This is a genomic window from Candidatus Nitrospira neomarina (genome assembly GCF_032051675.1).
Lineage (GTDB): Bacteria > Nitrospirota > Nitrospiria > Nitrospirales > UBA8639 > Nitrospira_E > Nitrospira_E neomarina.
This window is the reverse complement of the sequence record NZ_CP116968.1, coordinates 3998779-4021720: the sequence shown is the minus strand read 5'-3', so window position 1 is coordinate 4021720 and position 22942 is coordinate 3998779. Positions and strand designations below refer to the sequence as shown.

The window sequence follows — 22942 nt, the reverse complement described above, 5'->3', positions numbered from 1 at the left end:
GGTAGGACATCATCCTACTCGGATGGTTTGATCAGAAAGCAGGGCACATGAACCGGACGGACACATCTTTATAAATTAGCAGGAGAGAGCAAACCCTCGTGGAAGAGAAAGCCAAAAAAGCAATGGGAATAAGGGATTTGTCCCGAAAAACAAAATCGGGGAGATGCGTCGACATGCCACAGAAGATCAATGAAAGACCCTCCCCATTAATTAGCAGGGAAAGTCTTTTGCAGTATTCTCAAGAGAGCAAAATGAAAAAAGGCCTCACACCCAAAGATGTGAGGCCTTCATAAAGAAACAAGATATTGTCCTACCGCTTGTATCTTAAGTTTCGCCTTCTGTCGAAACACCCGGACTGACAGCCCGGCTCACTCTGCGTTTAGTCAAACGAGTGCCTCCCGTAGAGCTCCAATAAAACCATCATTCCCATGTTTGGGTTTGCGGTTGGCCTCCAACATTAAAACCGTACAAAATCACGAGATCATCCTTATTGAACCTCCCAGTCAGTAGAGGTGCCCCGCGGAAATTTGGTGTCCATGACGTCTTTCCCGTTCATTAACCACAGCGCCACCGCGCCACTCGTGCGGTTTTGCCAAATGACGTCATCCTGACCATCCGCATTCACATCACCCAACCCCGTGATCTGCCAGTCCAGGGGCACTCCACCAGGAAATCCGACAAAAGCCACAGTGGGCCCGTTCATAATCCAGATGGCCACCGAACCATTGAGGTTATGGTGCCAAACGATATCCGCCGTTCCGTTACCATCCACATCCCCGATTTCCTTAATGACATAACTGAGAGGGGCACTCCCTGGAAATCCCGTCGACGTGTGGGTCAAGCCGTTCATGAACCACACCGCCACCGCCCCGGTCGTCGTGTTCCGCCAAATCACATCGGCTTTTTCATCGGCATTCACATCACCGACACCGGCGATCTCCCATTGCACCGGCGCACTGCCAGGGAACCCAAATTTGATAATGGTCGACCCGTTCATGAGCCAGACAGCCAAGCCCCCGCTGACGCTATTGTGCCAGATAAGATCCGCGGTACCGTTGCCATCCACATCACCGATTCCTTTGATGACATATTTGAGGGATGCGCTCCCTGGAAATCCCGTCGAGGTGTGGGTCAACCCCTTCATAAACCACACCGCCACAACCCCGGTCGTCGTATTTCGCCAAATCACGTCGGCCTGGCCGTCACCATTCACATCCCCCGTTCCCATGATCTGCCAATTCGATGAAACACCACCCAATACACCGGTGGTGGTCACCGCAGCATCGTTCATGAGCCAGCCCACCACAAGCCCATTGAGGCTATTTCGCCAAAGGAGGTCTGCCGTTCCGTCAGCGTTCAAATCGTTAGATAACTTCCTTGCGCCCTGATTGTTCGCAGTAATAGTCAGATCTGAACTACGTAAGAACTCACCATCCGTCGCAGACAACCGCAACACATACGCCCCCGCTTGGCTGAAACTGGCCGTCGTACTCAGGGCCGACGCATTGCCAAAGGTCACCGTTCCAGGCCCGCTCACTTTACTCCACGTGCTGGATACCGTCCCTGGGGTAGCCGGGAGGCCATCATCCGTCACCGTGCCGTTCAGCGAAGCCGTATTCGGCAGGGCAACGGTGATTGAGGGCCCCGCACTTACCGACGGCGGTTGATTGCCTGGATTCTGAGTAAATGTAGCCGTCACCGCACGCGCGCCCGTCATACTCACCGTGCAGGTGCCCGTGCCCGTGCCCTCACACCCGCTGCCACTCCAGCCTATGAACGTCGAGCCTCCACTCGCCAGTGCCGTCAGCGTCACCGACGTCCCATTGGCATAGTCCTGGGTACAATCGTTCCCGCAGGAGATACCCGCGGGATTACTGGTCACCGTCCCACTGCCCGTCCCGCCTTTCGTGACTGTCAGGGTCTGTTGCACGGGCGTAAACGTGGCGGTCACCGCCCGCGCCGCCGTCATACTCACCGTACAGGTGCCCGTGCCCGTACAGCCGCCCCCGCTCCAACCCCCAAAGGTCGAGCCCGAAGCGGCCACCGCCGTCAGCGTCACCGACGTCCCATTGCCATAGCCCTGGGTACAGTCGTTCCCGCAGGAGATGCCCGCGGGATTACTGGTGACCGTCCCACTGCCCGTCCCGCCTTTTGTGACTGTCAGGGTCTGTTGTACGGCCGTAAACGTGGCGGTCACCCCCTGCGTCGCCGTCATGGTCACGATACACGTACCCGTGCCCGAACAGCCGCCCCCACTCCAGCCCGCAAACGTCGAGCCTCCACTCGCCACCGCCGTCAGCGTCACCGACGTCCCATTGGCATAGCCCTGGGTACAATCGTTCCCGCAGGAGATGCCGTCGGGCGCACTGGTGACCGTCCCACTGCCCGTCCCGACTTTCGTGATCGTCAACGTCCGTTGCACCAAAGTAAACGTGGCCGTCACCGCCCGCGCCGCCGTCATACTCACCGCACACGTGCCCGTGCCCGAACAGCCGCCCCCGCTCCAACCCGCAAATGTCGAGCCGGCACTCGCCACCGCTGTCAGCGTCACTGCCGTCCCATTGGCATAGCCTTGGGTACAGTCGTTCCCGCAAGAGATGCCACCCGGCGTACTGGCCACCGTCCCACTGCCCGTTCCGGCTTTCGTGACCGTCAATGTCCGTTGCACGAGCGTAAACGTAGCGGTCACCGTCCGCGCGGCCGACATGCTTACCGTACACGTGCCTGTGCCTGTGCACCCGGCACCGCTCCAACCAGCAAAGATTGACAGAGATGCCCCTAAACCAGTCGGAGTGGCTGTGAGAGTGACAGAAGATGGTGGTTGAACAAGGTCATAGGGTATGGTTTGGCTATTAAATATAGTGAACGCCGCGGTCCCCGCCCCACTTCCAGCAACCTGTCCCGTTCCAGTTCCAGCAAAATTGACAGTAAGGTTGACAGGCGGGGGAGGCGCAGCGGCCAGATTAAAGGTCACGGTTACCGACCTGGCAGCATTCATAACTACGGTACACTGATTTCCGGATGTGCTTGCACAACCAGACCAACTGCTGAAGACCGACTGTGATGCCCCAATCCCGGTCGGAGCGGCGGTAAGCGTGACAGAGGAATTTTGATCATAGTCTAGCGTGTTACTCGAAAAAATGTTCAAGGTATCTGTCCCAGGCGAATTTGCTTCAACCCTACCGGTGCCTGATCCGGCAAAGGTGATGGTGAGGCCAACGGCCTGAGCCATGGACGGAAACACTCCACCTAACAATACCAGGACAAAAACGATAGCCCCCAAAGGCAATACCTTCACGTGAGCTTTCCGCATGGTGCGTCCTTTCTCAATTCGTTTCATCAATATTCTCTAGAGCGCTTATGGCTTTTACATATCTTCAGGCTGTCGTTTTACGAAAAAGCATTTCTGTCCACCGTATATGGCATTTTAATTAGTTTTCAAGGCGTCGTGATTCTGATCAGGGAAGCCATGATCCGGAGGAATGTATAGAAATAGTTTGGGAATTGCCTGGATCAGGCAGGTAGGCATGTCAGGAAAGGACGTTGGGGGCATGACACTATCCTGGTCCACGATGACTCAGCTTAATTATGAAGAAAGATGTCGTAGTCTACATCATTCTACATATTAATGGAACAAAAAAAGTATGCACTGAGAGAACCGCCAAATGATTAAAACATTCATGCCATTAACAAAGACCATATGCCGATAATTTTCTGAGAAAATGCGTTCTTCTTTCTTCACGGGAAAACCACGAACCTATGCGAGTCAGGCGGAAAAACCAATCAACAAGAGAAAAAGGGAACGGGATGGCAAGGAGAATGGCACCCATGACTATTCGAGTGCTTATTATTAGTTCTTCGTGTGACAATCCAGGGTAGCTCTTTCCAATTTCCATCAAAATTATCCTCAAATTCGCGCACACATGATTTTTTTTGCGTATTTCCCTCCGATCCCGGGCCCGCGCGCCAATTGACCCTCCGATGAGTTCTTTGGTATTTATCTGATCCTCCCAACATCCCGTTTAATATTCTTATCACCAAACGTCGAACCGAGGGTCAGAATCGGAAGCCCTCAACGGAGTCCAAAATATGACTGTGGGTGGTCGTTTTCTCAAAAGTCCCCCTGCTTCAGGATTGCCTGTCAGTTCTTCACAAACTGTCGGGAAAATGCCTAAGCTGTCGATAACGGTATTTCCTCTCTCGCACAGGAACCAGCTCCTGGAGAACACTTGCCCCTCGAATCTCCTCAAATATTCTGAGGCTAGGATATGCTGAATCGCCGACAGTTCCTCGTGGTGATGGGCGCTCTCGGTGCCTTGTCCAGCCTTCCGCAGGCGCGAAGTAGAGGCGAGACAACCTCTGGAATCCAGTTCGGTACGGCCAAACCTTTCTCATTTGATGAGCTGAAGCGGCGCGCCAAAGCGATGGCCACGACGCCCTATCAGGAACCGGTGGTCCGTCATGACGAGGTCTTGGAATCGATCGACTACGACGCCTTTCAGCAGATCGTATTTAAACGCGAGCGGGGGCTGGGCGAAGACGGTAGCGTGAATTTTCCGGCTCAATTCTTCCATCTCGGCCGTTATTTCAAAGTGCCGGTAAAGGTTCATGCGATTGAGGATGGCCGGTCCAGAGAAATTCTCTACCGTTCCGAGTACTTCACCTTCGGCGGAACCAGTCTCGGTAAAATCTTTCCGGATGATCTTGGCTTCTCCGGATTTCGCCTCCAAGATGGACCAGGAGCCACCACCGATTGGATGGCGTTTCTGGGCGCCTCCTATTTCCGTAGCTCCGGGGAACTCAATCAATACGGCCTCTCAGCAAGAGGCGTGGCGATCGACCCGGCCCTTCCCACCCCTGAGGAGTTTCCCCGCTTCACCGAATTTTGGTTGGACCCAGGAGCCCCGGACAGCAACGAATATGTGATCTATGCCCTGCTCGACGGCCCAAGCATCACTGGCGCATTCCGCATGGTCTGCATTAAGAACCAGCAGATTGTCATGGATATCGACGCCAATCTCTATGCGCGCCAGGACATCAAACGTCTGGGGGTCGCGCCGCTGACCAGCATGTTCTGGTATGCCGAGAACAATCGCCATCAGATCAGGGACTGGCGGCCAGAAATTCATGACAACGACGGTCTGGCAATGTGGACGGGCGCAGACGAACGTATTTGGCGCCCACTCAACAACCCGTCATCCGTCATGACCAACAGCTTCATCGACACGAACCCCAAGGGTTTTGGGCTGCTGCAGAGGGATCGCGCCTTCTACCACTATGAGGATGACGGTGTATTCTATGACCGGAGACCGAGCGTCTGGATCGAGCCGGTAGGTGAGTGGAACGAAGGCGCAATCCAATTGATCGAAATTCCGACCGACGACGAAATCCATGACAATATCGTCATCTATTGGCTGCCGAAGGAACCAGTTAAGGCCGGCTCTGAGTGGCACTACGCCTATCGACTCCATTGGGTGGAGACCGAGCCCTATTTGTCCGAAGCCGTCGCCCGGGTCATCCATACCCGGCTCGGCAATGCCGGCATTCCCGGTCAGCCGCGCCCCAAAGGCGGCCGGAAGTTCGTGATCGACTTCGAGGGTGGGCCGCTCAACGAAATTGAAAAGCTGGACAAGGTTCAACCGGTACTCAGCACGTCCAAGGGCCGGATCGACAACGAATACGCGCTGCAGATAGTCGGCACCAAGAAGTGGCGAGCGTTTTTCGATCTCTATGTCGAAGGCAAGGAGCCCGTCAATCTCCGCCTTTTCCTCAAACTTGGGGATCGAACTCTGACCGAAACCTGGCTCTACCAATACCTGCCCTTTGACTATGACTAGGAGCCTTCGCCACGCGATGGGAGTACGTGGCATCAAAAACGTATCTACACAAACGGGTTTGCCTTCCTTGTAAAATTAATGTGGCGCGTGACGGGTTTCAAATTTACAGTGGGAATCAAGCATCTCAACTGATTCGCAAGGTGTGGATAGACAGGAAAGGGACATGGGATCACCTGTCCACTATCCCGACACCTCCCTGGAATCTTAAAAAATCTTTGTCGTCGGGTTTTTCCCTGGAAGGATTTGATGTGGATTAAGGCTAGGGTATCCGAAGGACGTTAGAAATTTCCGGATGAAACGATGGGAACCAGAATTCCCTGCCTTCCTCTCGACCTCTAGCTAAAGAGGTGGAGAGTTACACCAACGCTCCAAAATGGGTTCCCCACTGAGAAGCGAGAACGCGGCCGGACTTGAGAAGATTCTTCACTTCCCGGTCATTCAGAGGTGTAAAATTGCGCGCTCGTCGAAGGTTATCCTTCAATTCTCCTGGTGTGGCCATTCCGATGACTGCACACGTCACCAGGGGCACGCCCAAGGCATAGCGAAAAGCGTTATCTAAATGGGAGAGGGGCATCAAGCATTGGCTTAGGCTGTTTCCCCCTGATTCCGGCTCCCCTCCAAACACTTTCATGGCAATGAGTCCCAGGTTCAAGCGGTTGGCAACCGTCCACACTCGCTCTTCAAAATTGTAGGTATGCCGGTCAACAAAATTGACGAGATTGAGCAGAACATCGACCTCAACGCGTTGAATGGCATCGACAAACCTTCCAGGGCGATTGTGGCCGGACAAGCCGATGTATTTGGTCAGTCCCAAAGATTTGGCTTTGACGATCCCGCTGTAAGCTCCCTTGCGACCAAACACCACAGCGGGATCCATTTTGTCAGCCCCAAGACTATGCACAAAGACCAAATCTGCATAATCCGTTTGGAGTTCTTTAAGATTGCGCTCTAAAAGCTTTAGTGCGCCATCATAGGTGGGGTCATAACATTTGGTGACTAAAAAAATATCTTGTCGCCGCATCTTCAACAGGTGGCCCAATTGCTCTTGGGCTTTCCCATATCCTGCAAATTCAGGTGCGGTATCAAAATATTTCACGCCCGCATTGAGGGCAGCCTCAAATAAAGGCACTGCCTCGCGGCGACTCAGTCGTTTTCCTGCTTGCGCAGTCCCAAATCCAAGAATGGGTAAGGATATTCCGGTTTTTCCCAATACCCGTGTCGGCAGACTCATGCTCAGGCTTCCTTTTACACTTATTCGGAACCAATGACCGACTCTTCTCTAAATTTTCAAATTTATTTGCCTGTTCGGTCAACCTAGCCAGAAAACTCTGTTATCGAAACGTGCCGCTTCTACCATCCCCCCGTACCCATTCGGCCTTTAAACGGACCAACAATTTCCCTGGTCACCCACCCGCCATAAAACCCGCCCGGTTGTGGCAGCACACGCTCATCATTGACGTAGCATTCCACCTGGCCGGGGTAGAAGGAAAAATATCCGGCGATGGATTCAAATCCCGGATAAGGATGCGGATACGTCCAGGCAACGGGTTCCGCCTCTTTCTGCCCTTCAGCCAGTATCCAATACTGAGCAGTTCCTTTCCATTCACAGAGAGATGACGCGCACGTGAGAACCAGAGCGGACACATCCACATCTGCGGAAGGAAGATAAAAAGTCGGAGGACTCGCCGTCTCCATAAATCGAAACGTGGAGCAGGAATCGGCCAGAACCTTATCCCGAATACGGACCATTACTCGGCGATGATCAGGCATCAGGCGAGGAGGCCTCGGATAATCCCAAACAGATTCTTGGCCAGGAGACGGCTTTTCCGCAAATGACGGTCTTTCCTGTCCCCGATATTGCCATTTGGAACGAGCCGCCCCTAGCCATTCAGGCACATGTTGGGTCATGAGATTCCCAAGGTTTTCCGGAAAAGTGATGGGGGCATCATCATCCTCATTCGATTATTCAAAGGTCAGGATGGCCCAAGATGCCCAAAGGATAATCAACAATTCACCAAGGAGAAGGCAGCCCAAAACTGTGAGAAGAATTTTGTACCACATGGGAGCGATAATTTGTTGGAAAAATCCTCTGTAATTGGAATGTCTCAACGCCCCTAGGCGACCTCAATTTCCAAAAGATCATTCATTCCTTGCGGGCGGATCGATCAAAATCCCAGGTGTGTCGTGTTTGCCTACCCGATCAATCCATGGATATCGTGGATCAACCCTTGCAGCTTCCTGGAGAAATGTGCCCGCTGATCCCGAGTCAGAATCCGGTCAATGTCCAAGACGGCTCGTTGGACTCCTTCACGCCATTTCCTGAAGACCACGAGATATTCCTCCGTGGCACCGGTCTTGGAGTCGGCCAGCCACTGAAAGAGACCCTGTTCCAAGCTAAAAGGATCATGAGCGGAACGAAGAAGTTCAAGCAATTTTTCCTGCCGGCTTTTGCGATGGGCCAGCCACATATCCGTGGTATCGGGGATTTTGCTCATTCTCTCACGAATATATGTCTCTTGGTCCACCGACAACTCTCCCACCCATGTGGTCAGAGTTTCCGATGTGGTTTCCACGCGTTTATCCAAACGGACCTCCGGGTCGTCTCCGATTTCGGACACAAGCCGTCGATAGTCTTGATCCAACATTTCTTCGAGATGACGGATTTGGGCAGGCGTGACACTGGCTAAAAATTCCGCACCCGGTGGAGAGGCTCGTCTGGCAAGATGAACACGAAAGTCTTCGACCGAAGCAAAGATGTTCTCCAGCTCTGCCTGACTCAGTTCATCTTTCGAAAATTCATCTATTTGACCCAGAAATTGCGCGTACCGGGGAAGTTGGTGGTGACGGTGCCAGACATGAAATGCCTTGACCTGGAGATCCAAATAGTTTTCTTGAGAGGCAGACAGAGCAAAATACCGATCCAGTTTCCATAGGAGGATCCAATCAGCGGTCGAGTATGTGATGTGGAGAGTGTTACAGGAAAACAGAAAGGGGCACAAAAGCAGAATTCTGCACAACCCCAGCCAGTATGACCTATGGAGGAAACCCAAATCTTTCATAGGTGTCCTGAAAAAAAAGATCCGGTCGATGACCACCTCACTTTCCATTTTACCCTGACGGGTCACCTCTAATCAGCCATGAGGTGGCTCTCCAGTTATATTCAAATACTGTCGAAAATATCAAAAGGCGAAAGGGTGCTACGGCTGCTGACCTCACTCGAGCCATTTTAAGCCGAAAAGGCCAACGCCCGTTCAATGTCCACACGGATTTCTTCTGCGAGGGGAACAACATCGGAAGAATACCGGGCAATAACCTTACCGGTCCGGTCTACGAGGAACTTTTCGAAATTGTACCGGACTTGTTTATCAGCAGGGCCCTGGGTCGTTAAATAGGCAAAGAGAGGGTGCTGATCACTTCCTCGCACACGGGTTTTGGCAAACAGAGGAAAGTCGACCCCGAATTGTCTGGTGGCAAAGAGAGCAATCTCCTCATTGGTTTCAAGTTCCTGTCCGCCAAAATCGTTGGAAGGGAAAGCCAAGATTTCCAAACCCTGATATTGATACTGACGGTAGAGTGTCTGTAATTCCCTCAACTGTGCTGTATACCCGCAACGACTGGCCGTATTCACAATGAGAAGCACCTTGCCCTGAAACCGTTCAAGGGACACCGGCTGGGCCGATATATCAAAAAGGGTGAAGTCATAGACGTTGTGTGCCATTTTTTGTCGATCAATGGTCGGTGACACCGTCGCCGAAGAGGAGGCTGGTTGTTCTGAAAGGTTCAGGGTGTAGGGATCCTCAAAATTACACCCGCAGATAAATAGAAACATCCAACTCACAGAAAGGGAAAGTATGTTTGTCATTTTTGGCATCTTTCTGGTTTTCTTATACGCACAAAAATGGCTTAAAAATAAACACGTGAATTGCTCTTTCTATTTTGCTTCCTCACTTTCTTACTCTACTTCCGCTCCAGGCAAGGAACCAACACATTCTGTCCAATCCTTAGACAAGCTCATTGTCCCCTCAGAACCGCTTCACACCACCAGCGTTCTACCTGACCGGATTACCGGATGATCGGGGGTAGGAAATTGTTCCAACTCTCAGATCAGCCGTAAGACCAGGTTTAATGGAAAAACAGTATTTAGTTCAAAAGGGAAATTTAAAAAAGCATGGAGAGAATTAAATATTTGTCCGGGTTTTCAGACGAGAGGAAAGGAATCCCCGAACACTCCGACTAAAATGTTTATAGGGCAAAAACGGTATGACAGAATACCGATTAGGGGAAGGATGAAGGAACGATTATGAGAATTTTTTGAGAAAAAATTCTGGCATGCCTCGCATGAATTTTATCTCCTTGTAATTATTAAATTCTCCTATGACTTACTTTGCGCCCTGCAGATGAGGAATGGCAGGACCAAAGCGGACAATCTTTCTACACACAATCCTTTCATGCCAACAACACCCATTGTCGTCTTTAATGTTGCAACCCCGGGAGAGTGTCGCACTCGATCTGCGTTCCACATACTTATCCACTAGGGGATTAGGAATCGGTAGTGAGAAAATGATCGGGCCTCAAAACACTGGCATCCAGGACAAACACGCTTCCCGAATGCCGCTCGAGGAAAGGTTTCAGCGCAAAAAGAATGGGCTCAACCTTTTCCTCAGGAACGACGGTCAGGACCATTTGCAAACTGCTCGTATCATTAAACATGAGGTGACCCTCATGGTATCCGCTGTGGCCTTTTCCCGAAATATTACTGAAGACGGTATACCCGCTCGCTTTGATTCTATCCAGGACATCCGTGACAAAACGGATATGTTCTCCTTCAATAATGATCTTGATCTCTTTCATGGGAAATAGCCTGATGCTCATGGCCTGTCCTGCCTCCTCGCAATGATATTAAAGAATGATCCGCCAATCGTCGGATGAATGGTACATAAAAAACTCCATGGTGATCGGATCGAGGGCCACCAGATTGACCCACTGATTGCCCATCAACTTCTGCAAAAGATCATGCCTCGCAATGATGGCGGATATGCGCTCCAAGGGCGCCTCGATGATGGCCATCAGCCGCATCGGTTCATGGTAGGGCGTGGGGCCGTCATAGACGGTCTGCACGGGCAGTCCGATGCGCATGTCACTTTGCGAGCCAAACATCACCCCGATCCGGCCGACGACGTTATGGTACACTTTGCTCCCGGCTCCGTATACCTCCGGGTCCACCGTCGAAAAATAATGTTCCATATTGATCCAATTGCCCACAATCAACGGCGCGGTCATGATAATTTCCAGATATTTCCCTGTGGGGTCCTGCAGGTAATCATAGGAATGTAAGAATGTCCGTCCTTCCAGATTGATGCCTCTCGTCAAAAGCCGCCGCCCGACAATGAATGCCGTGTGTCTCGACAAGCCCCATTCGGGCCTCACTTGAGACCAATCCATACTTCGCCGTTTGGCAAGTCGCAGACTTCTGTTCAGCGACGGCATGCCCTGTTCGTCCGGAAGGCGGGACAATCGTTCCCGACTGTTTCGGCGTCCCGCCTCTTCCAGATCGCGTTCAAGGCGCAGGAGGTCTTTCCGGTGAGTGGCCGGGACATCCTCCAAATCGAATAACTCTACCTCGTCCGTGGTGGTATTGTGCTGCCCCGGTAAAAAATATGTGTCGGCGGGAATGTGAATGCCTTTCTGGGCCAGAAGCTCCCGGACGTAGGGTTTATTCGCCATTTCCACAAAGGCCCGGGCATTGGAGTACCCCTCGTTGCCGCCGCAGGCGCCGCAGTCCAGCGCCGACTCGTACGGATTGTTTTCCGAGACACTTCCATGGGCGCAAATCAATATCAACCTTGAAAAACCCTGTGTAAAGCCAAGGATCCGCAGGGCGGTTTCTACGAAATAGGCCTGTTCTTTAGGAGTAAACCCCACCTGCGTGATTCGGTGCATGCGCCGGCTCACCGCCCGTTGATGAATCCCGTGGTTCTGACGTAATTCCGCGAGAAATTGTTCATGGACTGCGGCATTCCAGCCTAACAACCGGCTTAAGGTTTCTTCGTCCTCACTGTCCGACCCAGCTTGATAAAGAGCCTGTTTGCGAAGACGATCCACCTGATCATGTGAAACGGCTAGGCCCATGCGGCCGTACCGTTCAATTAAAAGACGATGAATGGTCGCCCGATGTTCGGCCGCCACCATTTCTTCCGCTTCTTCATGGGACAGCTTGTCGACGGTTAACGTGGTCCCAATCGGAATCGCAAACCATTCCTTCACCCACGACGTGAATGTCCGGTACCAGGCAGGCGCAATAGTCTGACCGAAGAGCCGGAACCCGAAAAACCAGCCGATCGCTTCGACCATGACATAGGGTGTGATCACATTTTCTTTCAGATCATGAAGTAGCGCATGTCCGGTTTTCGCCAGATTCTGACGTTGGAGGTATTGTTCAGCCGCTTTTCCCTGATAGGCCCGAGGGATTTCCCTGACCCGGTGTTTGGGTTTGAGCAACACCGGACATTGATCCGTTTCCTGTTCGCTGCCGAACCCCTGAAAGCAGATGGGGACTCCGAAAAATCCGGCGAATCCGAACGTTTCATTGCCGCCTACTTCCTCCAGATGCCGCCGGAATCCCTCAGATCGCACATCGATGCAGAACATGGCCTGGGCCGGCGGTCTGGAAAATTCGGGCTTTTCCTGTTTGGAATCCCATTCACGAACGAGAGCCAGATTGGGGGCCAGATTGTTGACGAAACGTTTCATGTAGCTCATCTCGAATGCCTGAAGCCACAAGGGCCCGTGCTTGGATTCGGGAAAATTCGTGGTCCATCCCAACAATGTTTCCAGGATTTCGGGGGGACAAGCCGTCAGGTCCGTTAGCGCAATTCCGAGAGAACGGGCCAGATGATGAAGCATCAAGGCGTGGCCCTTGGCCGTTCGTTCACGTTGAATCGTGCCCCATGTGCCGTCCGCTTCCCGTCCCCATCCATCAAGCGTTTGCAAAGGAAGCGGGGTCACGGTGAACATCCCCTCGTCCAAAGCGGGCAGCATCTTCTGGGCCAGGTTTCCGGTACGAAATGCCTTATACAGACCGAACCCAAACGGGAATCGCTCCAGGGAGGACGTAATGGCCGAATAGGTGCCGGGGATCTCGAGTTGCTGGTGACATACCATGCTCACCAACTCACGCTCATAGAAGAGCCGTACTGCCATATACTGAACCAGATCGACGGGAAACGCCTTCTGCCATTCATGGTCAACCTGATCGGCTCGCCACTTGAGAAATCCCGTCCATCCCGGCAGTTGGGCCAAATGGAGGGTAAACACGTTGCTCCAAAGGCTCTGAGGCAGATCCAGATCCTGAAGGCAGGCCAGCACGGCATCTTCCGGCCGGTCAGGAAGTTGCTGAAGCTTCAGCTTCCAGTCCGGGATGCTCAGCAGAAATCCCGTGCCTTCTTTCTGGGCCAGGGCTTTCCAACTTCCATAGAAGGTCTTTTCCCGCATAGGCATGGACCAGGGAGCGTGGCCTTGGTCCAGAAACCCGGCGCACCATTTAATGAGTTCATCATTGATCTGCTGCTGAAGAGAAGTTTCAAATGTCCGGTCGCACCATGCAGCAAGTGTATATTGATTGACGACATCATGGCGTGCCTGGTCTGTCTGTTGGCGCAACGACAGGTCGGCATCCTTCAGGATGCCGCCGGATTGCAGGCGGGTGAAAAAATCCTCTACCTGAGAGTCTCGACGCAGACTGTCGAATACGGCATCACTGATTTCATGAGGGATCGTCCCGCTTCCATGAATCAGGATCGTCCGCAAAACTTCGATGTGAGAAATGTTTCGCGTGCCGATGGTGACATACCGGTTCTCTGAGAAGGGCATGACGGCATCGGTAATCGCCTCATCCAGGATCCGGCCCTGCCGGTATAGGTTTCGATATTCCTCATTGGGAAGATACCCGCGGCCTCCCAGAAATTTTTCGGCTTGGGCAATCGCCTGGTGGATATTCAAGTGTTCCAGGCCATGCAGCGGGTTGTGGTGAATGAAGGTCTGCATGGGCCAAAATTGGGAAATGGTTTCCCCCGCCAAATGAATCAGCGATCTGACCTCGATGCGTTCTAATTCTTTATGAGATTCGACTTCACGTGCCGTGGAAACCGTCATCTTCTGCATCCTCTGGTGTTCTGCATAGGAGTTGTCAGATTAAGCAGGTATTCCGAAAAAGCCTGCTGTGCCCATTAACAGGATGAGTGTCCACATTTCATACAGCGACAAATCGCGATATGGGACGTCGGATCGGGCCTTTCCAAATGCGGTCTGATGTAGCATGGTGGTGAAGACCCAGCTGACTGAGAACCACACGATAAATAACAACAGCAACACGGGGAACAGCGGGGCCTCGGGGCCATTGAGCGGTATGGTCAAAAATCCGGCTACCACCGGCAGAAGCGGTAGCAGCATGACCAGTGAAATCATGAACGTGAAGGCCCCCCGAAAGCGCGGCAACCCGGAACCCAACCCTTGCAACGATACCAGATTATGCGTCCCATACCGTTCGTGTAAAAAGGCAAAGGACTGCAACATCGCACTCATCAGCAATGCGATCGCGATTCCATAGGGAACTCCCCATACCCCCACATGAGAAAACGTGGCGAGCAAACCCCACAGTAAGGCGAGGAGGGTGATGGCGGCATAGGCAATGCCTTCACGAGGGAGAAGATATCCCGTGGCTTTCAAGGAAGCGTACAGGGCACTCACCAACGCAAACACCGGAATGATCCACAGTCCTTCCAGATGAAAAAATTCTTCGACGTTCTTGAGTTGGGACAGACCTGTTGCCAGCCAGACCACGACCCACACCCCGGCGAGGGACTCCCGGGAAGACCGCACGACTCCCAAAAATGGAAGATGAAACGGAACCAGTGGCAAAAAGGTGACTAACAGAAAAAGCCCGGCGACCATGAGACCGGTTTCATCCAGGAAGAGCGTCACGATGCCAAACACCACGGCTAATCCGAGATGCACCAGAGCCAGGGTTTTTTGCAGAGAGGCAGCCATCTGCCGGGACAGAAAGAAACCCCCATAGCCGAGCAGGCCGATCATGAATATCCGGTTGATCGGCTCCACCGCGATCACTCCACCCATTCCCAGGCCGGCAAGCAGGATGATAGGTACCGCCTCATCAGATATACGGGAGGTGTCTTTTTGCCACAGGATGGCACAAAAACAGGAAAGAAGAATAGCGGCGGCCGGAAGACTGACAAAGGAAGAGATCTCCGCTTCCCAACTGAACGCGACGAAGGCCACCCCGGCTATCAGTATAGAGGCTAATCCCACACCCCACCATGCTGAGGGCGAGGTCCGTTTCATGGTGTTTCCCGCCATGAAAAAGACCGGGACAAGAGAGAATAGCAGCAACAGATCATGATCAATCGACAACTCACCTGATGACGGTTAATACCGGTACGCGACTTTCTGCGCCAAGCGGAGCAGGGCGCTGCCGGTTTTTTTATAGATGCCGTCCACATAACATCGGTTGATTAATAGGACCCAGCCGGCTTGCCGTATTGCGAGCACCCAATTCGGATTGAGTATTTTTTGGCCGCGGGCCGTGGTGTACAGAACCAGCCAGCCGAACAGCACCACCAGCGTAGAAAAAATGATCACCGCATCGAACACCTGCGGGGGGAAGGCGGCGGCTTTAAAGAATCCATCCGCCACGCCGGGAGCCGGATAAAGAAAATGCGTGAAAGTTTCACCGGCCCATAAATAGACGAATCCGATGAAAAACAACGTCACGATCATGGCACCGGCGACCTTCCAGGAAGCCACGGCATGCAGGCGGTAGATGCTGAAAATGGCTTGTGAGGCCGTGACCCATCCGAAAAAGAGAAAGATCACCGCTCCATGATCATCTTGAAGAGGCACGTCCAGGACCCCATGGGCTACCAATAGAATAATCAGCGGCATGAACAGCGTGACGAGCAATCCTGTCGTCCACGTCAGTTTGTTCGGCAGCCGGGTCGGCTGATGGCCGGAGGCCGGAGGAAATTTCGGTTCATGCCGCGCGTCCTGAATAATACTGCCTGAGGCCAGAAAGAGGGAGGCTTTGAAAAATCCATGGGCGATGAGGTGAAAGATGGCTAAGGCAAAAGCGCCAAGCCCGCATTCCATGATCATGTACCCCATTTGTCCCATGGTAGAAAAACCCAAAGTTTTCTTGATGTCATTCTGAACCAACATCATCGAGGCTCCGAGCAGGACGGTGAGGACTCCCACGATGAACACGAGATGAAGGGTGGTGGGGGACAGAGCGTACAATGGGGCCAACCGGTTCAGCAGGAACCCTCCGGCATTGATAATTCCGGCATGCATGAGGGCGGAGACCGGGGTCGGAGAGTCCATCGTGTCCGGAAGCCAGACGTGCAATGGAAATTGTGCGGATTTGGCCATCGCGCCGACGAAAATCAGCAGCGCGATGACCGGCACGATGCTGATTTCAAAAGAAGACCCGGACCACAACCGGATCATCGGCGGATCCGCAGCCGCCCGCTGAAACACGGCCGCAAATTCGAACGTGCCAAAATACTGAAAAATAAGCAGGAGGCCACAGAGAAAACTGATATCCCCGATTCGATGAACCAATAACGTTTTTCGCGCATATTCGCACGCCAGGGTATGAGAAAAATTGAAGGCCAAGAGGAGATACAACACCCAACTCAATAATTGCCAGAACAGAAACAACACTAGGAAATTTGAACTGGCCACCAATGAAAGGATGGTGAAGGTCATCAACCCGAGTAACCCGAAAAACCGCTCGTATCCCGGATCACCCTGTAAATATCGGCGGGAATACAGATGAATGATGGTACTGACACTGGAGATAAGCACCATCATCACCGCCGTCAGCCGATCGACCAACATCCCGAATGTCAGTGAAGGCGAGGGTCCGTGCCCCCACGACCAGAAGGTGAGTTGAAACGGGCCTTCTGTACTGACCTGATACAGGGTCAAAAAGGAAAAAAGGGTGGACCCGGCGGTGGCCACAATCCCGAGCCACGCTACGCGAGACTTCAGGCGTTTGCCCTGCCACCCGATGAGCATGGCGGCCAGCAGGGGAAGGAGAGGAATGAAAACGGCTGTAGTCATAGGAAACCAACCACAATCTCAGAAGCGAGGCGGCATCGGGAATATCCCGATAGCACAATCGCCGAGACGGAAATTCCTGTAATTAATATCGTGTCCGGTTCCGATCAAGCCTAATGCCATTACTTAACGATTGATGTTGCAATAAGCAATAATGTGTTAGACCCAACTCATGGGCCTTTCGGGTTCTCATACCTTGGTGCCATTGGGGAGAGAAAATCATGCCCGCTGACACGCCGGTCAACACATCAGATCAAAAAACAAATATATCAGGTATAGAGATTGGGCCGCTTGGTAGTGGTCGTCTTGCATACATCGGAAAAGACGAAGATTATCCCTCGGGGGCCTTATTGCACCAGGCCAATGTAGATCAGGGGCCTATCAGCCCAGGTAAGGGCATGGGCACCCCATCATGAAAAGGGTTAGACCGTAAGCCACCGTTTTCGGGTCCTCGGGGGTAAGGAAACGGCATACCCAGTGCTTTGGACACCTTAAGTTTTGTGACAGTAGTGGCCATATTATTGGTCCCAATGCTTGCAAAGATTGTCCACTAGTTCGCTTGGGAAAGACCTGCAAGAAATTGCATAAAAAATAAAAAAATCGGCGTCCTCGAAATGGTTTCGCAATGACAAGTCGGTTAACTTCCCTAGCATTCGAATACCCTGGGGGAGGAGCTGGTAGGGGCTGATACCTTTGCACTTCAAAGACATCATGGAGGGGTTTGGCCAAGCGAAAGCAGGCCCCAAAGTGGTCATTCACCAAGACACCAAATCAGTCGGCGACCGCATTTTGACGTTACTTTCGATGAGAACCCTTAACGCATTCCATATTAATCGAGACTTTAATAAAGACCTAGAGTAAAGTCGCGGCCTTTTTTATTTTGCCTATCGGGGCCAGACATTGGGTTAGGCAGCATGAGACTTTTTCTCGTTCAAGTATTCATAGGTCCTGAGCTCTTTTTGGGGGAAGATAATTAAGAGAAAAAGCCAAATTTATTTTCCTGCCTATCCGTCCTTTCCATGAATAGGATGGTATTTCCGACAATTAAGAATTCATGTCGGAACATTTTATAGGATAAGGCAATTTCAATAGCTTTCCCCTATCTAAAATTGGCACTCCACCCACAGAATTTTGTCGCTCGTTTACACTTTCATGGATTAGGGCTTCTTCTGGAGGCTGCCGATCCTCGCAATCGCTCATAAAATTTCCTGGCTCTTCGCCAAAAGACCAATGTGCTAAGCCTTGTGGATTTTCTTCAAAATTCGGAGGATCAGTTTTAAACTGATAATGTTCTGAGAGCTTATTCACCATCCAGTTGAGTGAAACGGCTGGGAGTTCACTGGAATCTTCATATCCTCCACCGACGTCAGAATGAGCGCCAGGAAACCACACTTCTTGTATAGTGGTAAATTCTTGATTTATGGCAGGACAAAGCAGAAGAGGGAAAAATTTGCTTCTTTTTTCATCAAAAGAGACTGCATGGGCAATATGTCTAATGGCTGGATACGAATCAGTTTTGTATCGCTCTTCTTTACTGATGCCCGGTAACCAATAAAAAAATCTTTTAAAAATTCCGCGTTTTTCATTGCAATCCAAGTATTTTTTAAAAGAAGAACCTGGGACTGTATCCCAAACTCCTAAAAATTTTACCTCCGTGGATTGCACATTTAAATTAAGTTGATGTTTGATTTCTTCAGTCAGTAAAGGCGGTTGACCTGGTTTCCAGTTTTCCCATTTTTCTAAAAAATCTTTCTCGGCCCTCCGCTTTACAAGCTCTATAATCTTATTTCCTACTTTTGAGGAGCCTTGATTGCTTTCCGTATCAATTATTGGAATACCAGCGTAGGAAAGAAGACCGGCGAGGGAACGCGCAGCGTGGGCACCTCTACTGAATCCAAAAATGTATATGTCATCTTCCTGCTTATAATGATTTGTAATAAACTCATAACCTCGTCTAATGCGACTCTCTAACCCTCCACCAATGGCTGCCCCGAAAATCGGACTATCCAGCCCAACTCCTTCTATATAAATACTCGTGGTTTGAGGATTATTGATCCTTTTGATTAAATCAAACAGTCGCCAAACATTTGTTCCGGTTTGGGAATTATTTCGCGTTCCATCCAAAAAAACAAAAATACTTTTTACTTCATTAGGATTTCCTTTGAAAACTTGGACTTGCAGGTTCGCCTCGATAATTTCCGGAACCTGAAAATTTCCTATTTCCTCTCCCGAGGATTCAGAATGTGTTTGTGACCCTCCACACCCCGTGAAGCAGAAAACAATGATAGTACAAAAAACCCAAAAAGGTTTCATATTGTTCTCCTTATAATTTTAATTCATTCAGGGCGAAGAAAAATTTAACTTCCACAATTCAACAATCCCTAATCCTAGCCACATAATTGGTCCCATAAGCCGTTTGTAGGCCTGGGTTCTGATCTAGATAGAACCGCACATCGAACTCGTGAAATTCAGCGGATTTTTCAGAGATCACTTCCTGGAATCTAGTAGATTAGTTAAAAAAACGTATCCAGAATTAAAACTTCTTTGGTGAATAGCGAAATGATAAACACGGATAAGTGGTGAGAAGTTGCCGCCGTTAAAGAGGCAAATAGGAAAGGGTTCGCTTTCTAATATGTGCAGATAGTTGTCAGGGGGATCCGCGCCATTCCGGTACCCATTCCAAGGACTAAAGGCAACTTAAGAAAATCGGATCTTTTCGAGTAATCATTTTTATCATCACTGTGCGGTTAATTTCTTAATTACCTTTAGGCCGAAATGGTCTCTCGTTCTTTTGATAATGTCAAGCTATGAAAACGTGTAACAATAGTTGCTTCAACTGATTAAATAACATTTTAATCGGGGATATAGTCAAAGTACCGATAAATAATTAATTTAGAAATCTAAAAATTTTTATGCATGGGTTGCCAGAGATTTTTAGGTCGGCACTTTTACCGGCACTCCTATCGGTCCAATTTCAGAAGATACTGAGTAGAAAAGAGAAAAATGGGGTGTGTAGCGGATATTAGCCAGGTCATGGCGGACAGGAAGGGCAAAATAGGGACACCCGCTCGCAACGTTCGCAACCCAAAGAATGGTGGAGACAGGTACGGGGCTTTTATCTTATGCTGGGCGAGCTACAGTAGGGTTGGCTCAATAATAAACTATTGGTCAACAGTAGCTTCCAAATGCTTGGTAGAGGAGGTCATTTCATTAACAACTCATGGTCCGAATCCACCCAGGAGGTTCTCATGAAGTATTTATGCTCTCTCCCACTCTGTTTCATTTTCTTTATACCTGGCCTATCACTTGCGGAAGAATCCACCGGCATCGCTAGCGCTGAAAGCGCTGCTCCCGCCTCCATTTCCAAAAATGCCACCATTAAGGATTGGAAGATGAACGTTTTGCGAGAAGGAACGAATGGATGGACGTGTCTCCCGGATAATCCAGACACACCCGGAAATGACCCTTGGTGTGTGAATGATCCATGGCTTAACCTTCTGGAGGCTTTAACTAATAAGAAGAATCCCACGTATACGGGGGTAGGAATCGCATATATGCTTCAAGGGGATACTGCTGTGAGCAATACGGATCCCTTTGCAACCCAGCCCAAGCCAGGCGATGACTGGGTCGAGGGGTTAGAAGCCCATATGATGATGCTCCTCCCCGATCAAGCACTTTTAAAGGCATTCCCCACTAATTCAAAATCCGGCGGTCCTTGGGTCATGTGGGCGGATACCCCCTATGCCCACTTGATGATGCCGATCGATAGCTACCCTTCTGGGCAGTAATCTTGACGCAAGAAAGGCTGAAATTTCGAGAGGGAATCTCGTTTTTTTGCCAGGAGAGGGATCACTAGATGTATGTCGACAGCCCAAAGTGGATACAGGCTTGAGAAAATAAGGTGGGATCATGGCTTTGTGAATGGTTGTTAAAGGTGGCCAGTTCACGTGCAGATGAGAAAATGGGGTGAGTGACGGGTTTCGAATTTTAGTAAGGGGCAAAGAGGGACATCTGTCCGAAACCTCCGCAGCCCAGCCGCAACCTAATTTTGTCCTTTCTTAAACCAAATTAATTTTTTCCCCCAAAACAAATACACCAATTCAACCCCAAAAAATTGAAGTCGGGTCATCAGCGTAGGAAGGGATTTAAAAACTGCGCCAATTTTGTCTACAGGAAAAGGGTAAAAAACCAAATACCAAAGGGTTAGGAGGGATTCTGGGCACAGCGAAACCCGATGTCCCATCTAAAACCATGACTAACATGGGCATATTGGCGATACACAGAAAGGAACGTAAAGTCATAAGCACGATCTCCACCACGTACTACTTTGTCATGGCCGCTAGAAAATGTCCCAGCACGCCCGACAAGCGGACCTTGGGGATTACTTCTCGGACTCTCCGCATAATATAGCTCATCAAACCAATCTGCGACCCATTCCCTCACACTTCCAGCCAGATCATCGATTCCATAGGGACTTTTGCCTCCAGGATAACTGCCAATTGGTTTCATCCATTCATAATGATTAGGGCTATCTCCATACGATAAAAATTTACTTGTTCGTTCCGCAGACAGTGGTTCATTGCCCCAAGGATAGGCTCGTCCATCATTGCCACGAGCGGCTTTTTCCCATTCCGCTTCGGTGGGCAAGCGTTTTCCCGCCCACCGACAATATTGATCCGCCTCTTCCCATGTGACATTTACAACTGGGAGCTGGGGATATTTTTCTGAGGCAGCAACCTTTCCAACCCCCAAAATCCCCCCAACTTTCCAATATCTATCATGGGGGGGAGCATGGCCAGTTTTTTCCATAAATTGGTGATAGCGTGCCGTCGTCACTTCAAACTGGTCCATATAAAAGGCATCCAGATACACTCGATGGGCGGGCGAAACACCTGAGAAGGAACGATCGTCCGATCCCATCACAAATTCCCCACCCGGCACCAGGATCATCGGTGCACCATCTGCACCGGTCATGGTTGGGGGAAGCATTTGAATCACCACACGGATTCCCAACCCCACCAGAAAATCCTGCACACTTTGTGCAGAATTCCCCCGCAAAAATTCATCAAGTCGCTGAACCACGCCGATCATTTTTCCGCCCCGCACAATAGCCCCGCCGGATGACCCTTCTGATCCCCGTACATCAACTATTATTTCCCGCCCACGCCGTGCTACAAGACTCCCGTGTAATACCGTCCAATCATTCACCCCTCGCGGGAGACTCAAGACCGAGACCGCTTCTCCTGTGACAAGGTCACCACTGGAGGGTGAGAGAGGCAAGACCTGAATATCAAACGGTACCCGGTCGGAAGGGGACACCCGCAGCAAGGCCAACCCATCCTGCTCATTGTCCAATTCGGATCCTGGCACTACGGTCGACTCATGAATCCTTCCCGCATGCTGGTAAAATTCAATGCGGGGATGAGGATCCCCGGTGACCACATGCGACGCCGTGAGAATTACCACTCCATCTTGATCGACCTGCACAATGATGCCACTCCCCTGTTTCGAGGAACCCGTCAGATAATTCTGTGCCTGAATTTTGACGATTCCATTCAGAAGCGTAGCCGGAGACGGATTCTCAGACCTAACCTCATGGGAGAGGCCAGCTAAAACCAAAAGCACAATGAGGGATACTCGAATCATACCCTGTCAGACCAAACGGGAGGTAAGACTATCCTAGCCAGATCAATGAAAAAGAACAACTGAAAACTTACTTGTTTGGAATCGGGCAAAGGGGATTGTCTAAGTTGTTGGAAGACTGGCGATCCCATATCCTGTATTGTGTTTTCCCATTCTAGCTGCTTTGCCTATCTTTGCCGCTCTTGGTCTGTAATCGACCCTCTTCAGGTCTCTTTCGGACACTTATGACATTAGATTTTTTGCTCTTGGTTTTTTCTATGGGGAGGGTCAATAAGTATTCTTCCAAATCTGGTAGGCGCTCTATCTTTTGGATGTCACAAAAAAAGGAA

13 protein-coding genes are annotated in these 22942 nt (G+C 50.8%); 2 read left to right on the top strand and 11 right to left on the bottom strand.

The genetic code is table 11. The features are described from left to right. Positions 1-487 precede the first annotated feature (487 nt). Positions 488-3313, bottom strand: a complete 2826-nt coding sequence (locus tag PQG83_RS17300) for an InlB B-repeat-containing protein (protein ID WP_312743750.1) — start codon at positions 3311-3313, stop codon at positions 488-490. Positions 3314-4268: 955 nt separating this feature from the next. Here PQG83_RS17300 and PQG83_RS17295 point away from each other — a divergent pair. After that, on the top strand, positions 4269-5837 hold the full coding sequence (locus PQG83_RS17295; protein ID WP_312743747.1) for an OpgD/OpgG family glucan biosynthesis protein: 1569 nt from the start codon (positions 4269-4271) through the stop codon (positions 5835-5837). A gap of 355 nt (positions 5838-6192) precedes the next feature. Here PQG83_RS17295 and PQG83_RS17290 read toward each other — a convergent pair whose 3' ends face one another. The 9 genes from PQG83_RS17290 to PQG83_RS17250 all read right to left on the bottom strand — a co-directional run bounded on the left by PQG83_RS17290 (position 6193) and on the right by PQG83_RS17250 (position 19283). Continuing rightward, positions 6193-7068, bottom strand: a complete 876-nt coding sequence (locus tag PQG83_RS17290; protein WP_312743744.1) for an aldo/keto reductase — start codon at positions 7066-7068, stop codon at positions 6193-6195. 119 nt (positions 7069-7187) lie between these two features. Further along, positions 7188-7745 (bottom strand): DUF427 domain-containing protein, encoded by a 558-nt coding sequence (locus tag PQG83_RS17285; RefSeq protein WP_312743741.1) that lies wholly within the window; start codon positions 7743-7745, stop codon positions 7188-7190. Positions 7746-8029: 284 nt separating this feature from the next. Beyond that, positions 8030-8896, bottom strand: coding sequence for a DUF6279 family lipoprotein (locus PQG83_RS17280; protein ID WP_312743739.1), 867 nt, complete (start codon positions 8894-8896; stop codon positions 8030-8032). 167 nt (positions 8897-9063) lie between these two features. Further along, a complete protein-coding gene (locus PQG83_RS17275) occupies positions 9064-9699 on the bottom strand; it encodes a glutathione peroxidase (RefSeq protein WP_312743736.1) in 636 nt (211 codons plus the stop codon). A gap of 677 nt (positions 9700-10376) precedes the next feature. Continuing rightward, a complete protein-coding gene (locus PQG83_RS17270; RefSeq protein ID WP_312646053.1) occupies positions 10377-10709 on the bottom strand; it encodes a P-II family nitrogen regulator in 333 nt (110 codons plus the stop codon). A 27-nt stretch (positions 10710-10736) separates the two neighbouring features. Further along, a complete protein-coding gene (locus tag PQG83_RS17265; RefSeq protein ID WP_312743733.1) occupies positions 10737-13988 on the bottom strand; it encodes a DUF2309 domain-containing protein in 3252 nt (1083 codons plus the stop codon). Positions 13989-14027: 39 nt separating this feature from the next. Next, entirely contained in the window at positions 14028-15194 is a 1167-nt protein-coding gene (locus PQG83_RS17260) for a hypothetical protein (RefSeq protein ID WP_312743730.1), read from the bottom strand. An 84-nt stretch (positions 15195-15278) separates the two neighbouring features. Next, positions 15279-16973 carry an NADH-quinone oxidoreductase subunit 5 family protein gene (locus PQG83_RS17255; protein ID WP_312743727.1) on the bottom strand — a complete coding sequence of 565 codons (1695 nt, stop codon included), beginning with the start codon at positions 16971-16973 and terminating at the stop codon, positions 15279-15281. A 1041-nt stretch (positions 16974-18014) separates the two neighbouring features. After that, complete coding sequence (locus PQG83_RS17250; protein WP_312743725.1) at positions 18015-19283, bottom strand: phospholipase effector Tle1 domain-containing protein; 1269 nt, start codon at positions 19281-19283, stop codon at positions 18015-18017. 935 nt (positions 19284-20218) lie between these two features. Between PQG83_RS17250 and PQG83_RS17245 the strand changes: the two genes are divergently transcribed. Beyond that, positions 20219-20758 (top strand): hypothetical protein, encoded by a 540-nt coding sequence (locus PQG83_RS17245; RefSeq protein WP_312743723.1) that lies wholly within the window; start codon positions 20219-20221, stop codon positions 20756-20758. Between the two features lie 415 nt (positions 20759-21173). On the opposite strand, the gene PQG83_RS17240 is transcribed toward PQG83_RS17245, so the two are convergent. Continuing rightward, positions 21174-22616 carry an SUMF1/EgtB/PvdO family nonheme iron enzyme gene (locus tag PQG83_RS17240; RefSeq protein ID WP_312743721.1) on the bottom strand — a complete coding sequence of 481 codons (1443 nt, stop codon included), beginning with the start codon at positions 22614-22616 and terminating at the stop codon, positions 21174-21176. Positions 22617-22942 lie beyond the last annotated feature (326 nt).

What these genes read in the sequence shown, in the direction of transcription:
- PQG83_RS17250 (WP_312743725.1), bottom strand. Translation starts at nt 19,283, where the DNA reads ATGAAACCTTTTTGGGTTTTTTGTACTATCATTGTTTTCTGCTTCACG.
- PQG83_RS17275 (WP_312743736.1), bottom strand. Translation starts at nt 9,699, where the DNA reads ATGACAAACATACTTTCCCTTTCTGTGAGTTGGATGTTTCTATTTATC.
- PQG83_RS17285 (WP_312743741.1), bottom strand. Translation starts at nt 7,745, where the DNA reads ATGACCCAACATGTGCCTGAATGGCTAGGGGCGGCTCGTTCCAAATGG.
- PQG83_RS17265 (WP_312743733.1), bottom strand. Translation starts at nt 13,988, where the DNA reads ATGACGGTTTCCACGGCACGTGAAGTCGAATCTCATAAAGAATTAGAA.
- PQG83_RS17245 (WP_312743723.1), top strand. Translation starts at nt 20,219, where the DNA reads ATGAAGTATTTATGCTCTCTCCCACTCTGTTTCATTTTCTTTATACCT.
- PQG83_RS17280 (WP_312743739.1), bottom strand. Translation starts at nt 8,896, where the DNA reads ATGAAAGATTTGGGTTTCCTCCATAGGTCATACTGGCTGGGGTTGTGC.
- PQG83_RS17255 (WP_312743727.1), bottom strand. Translation starts at nt 16,973, where the DNA reads ATGACTACAGCCGTTTTCATTCCTCTCCTTCCCCTGCTGGCCGCCATG.
- PQG83_RS17240 (WP_312743721.1), bottom strand. Translation starts at nt 22,616, where the DNA reads ATGATTCGAGTATCCCTCATTGTGCTTTTGGTTTTAGCTGGCCTCTCC.
- PQG83_RS17300 (WP_312743750.1), bottom strand. Translation starts at nt 3,313, where the DNA reads ATGCGGAAAGCTCACGTGAAGGTATTGCCTTTGGGGGCTATCGTTTTT.
- PQG83_RS17290 (WP_312743744.1), bottom strand. Translation starts at nt 7,068, where the DNA reads ATGAGTCTGCCGACACGGGTATTGGGAAAAACCGGAATATCCTTACCC.
- PQG83_RS17295 (WP_312743747.1), top strand. Translation starts at nt 4,269, where the DNA reads ATGCTGAATCGCCGACAGTTCCTCGTGGTGATGGGCGCTCTCGGTGCC.
- PQG83_RS17260 (WP_312743730.1), bottom strand. Translation starts at nt 15,194, where the DNA reads ATGAAACGGACCTCGCCCTCAGCATGGTGGGGTGTGGGATTAGCCTCT.
- PQG83_RS17270 (WP_312646053.1), bottom strand. Translation starts at nt 10,709, where the DNA reads ATGAGCATCAGGCTATTTCCCATGAAAGAGATCAAGATCATTATTGAA.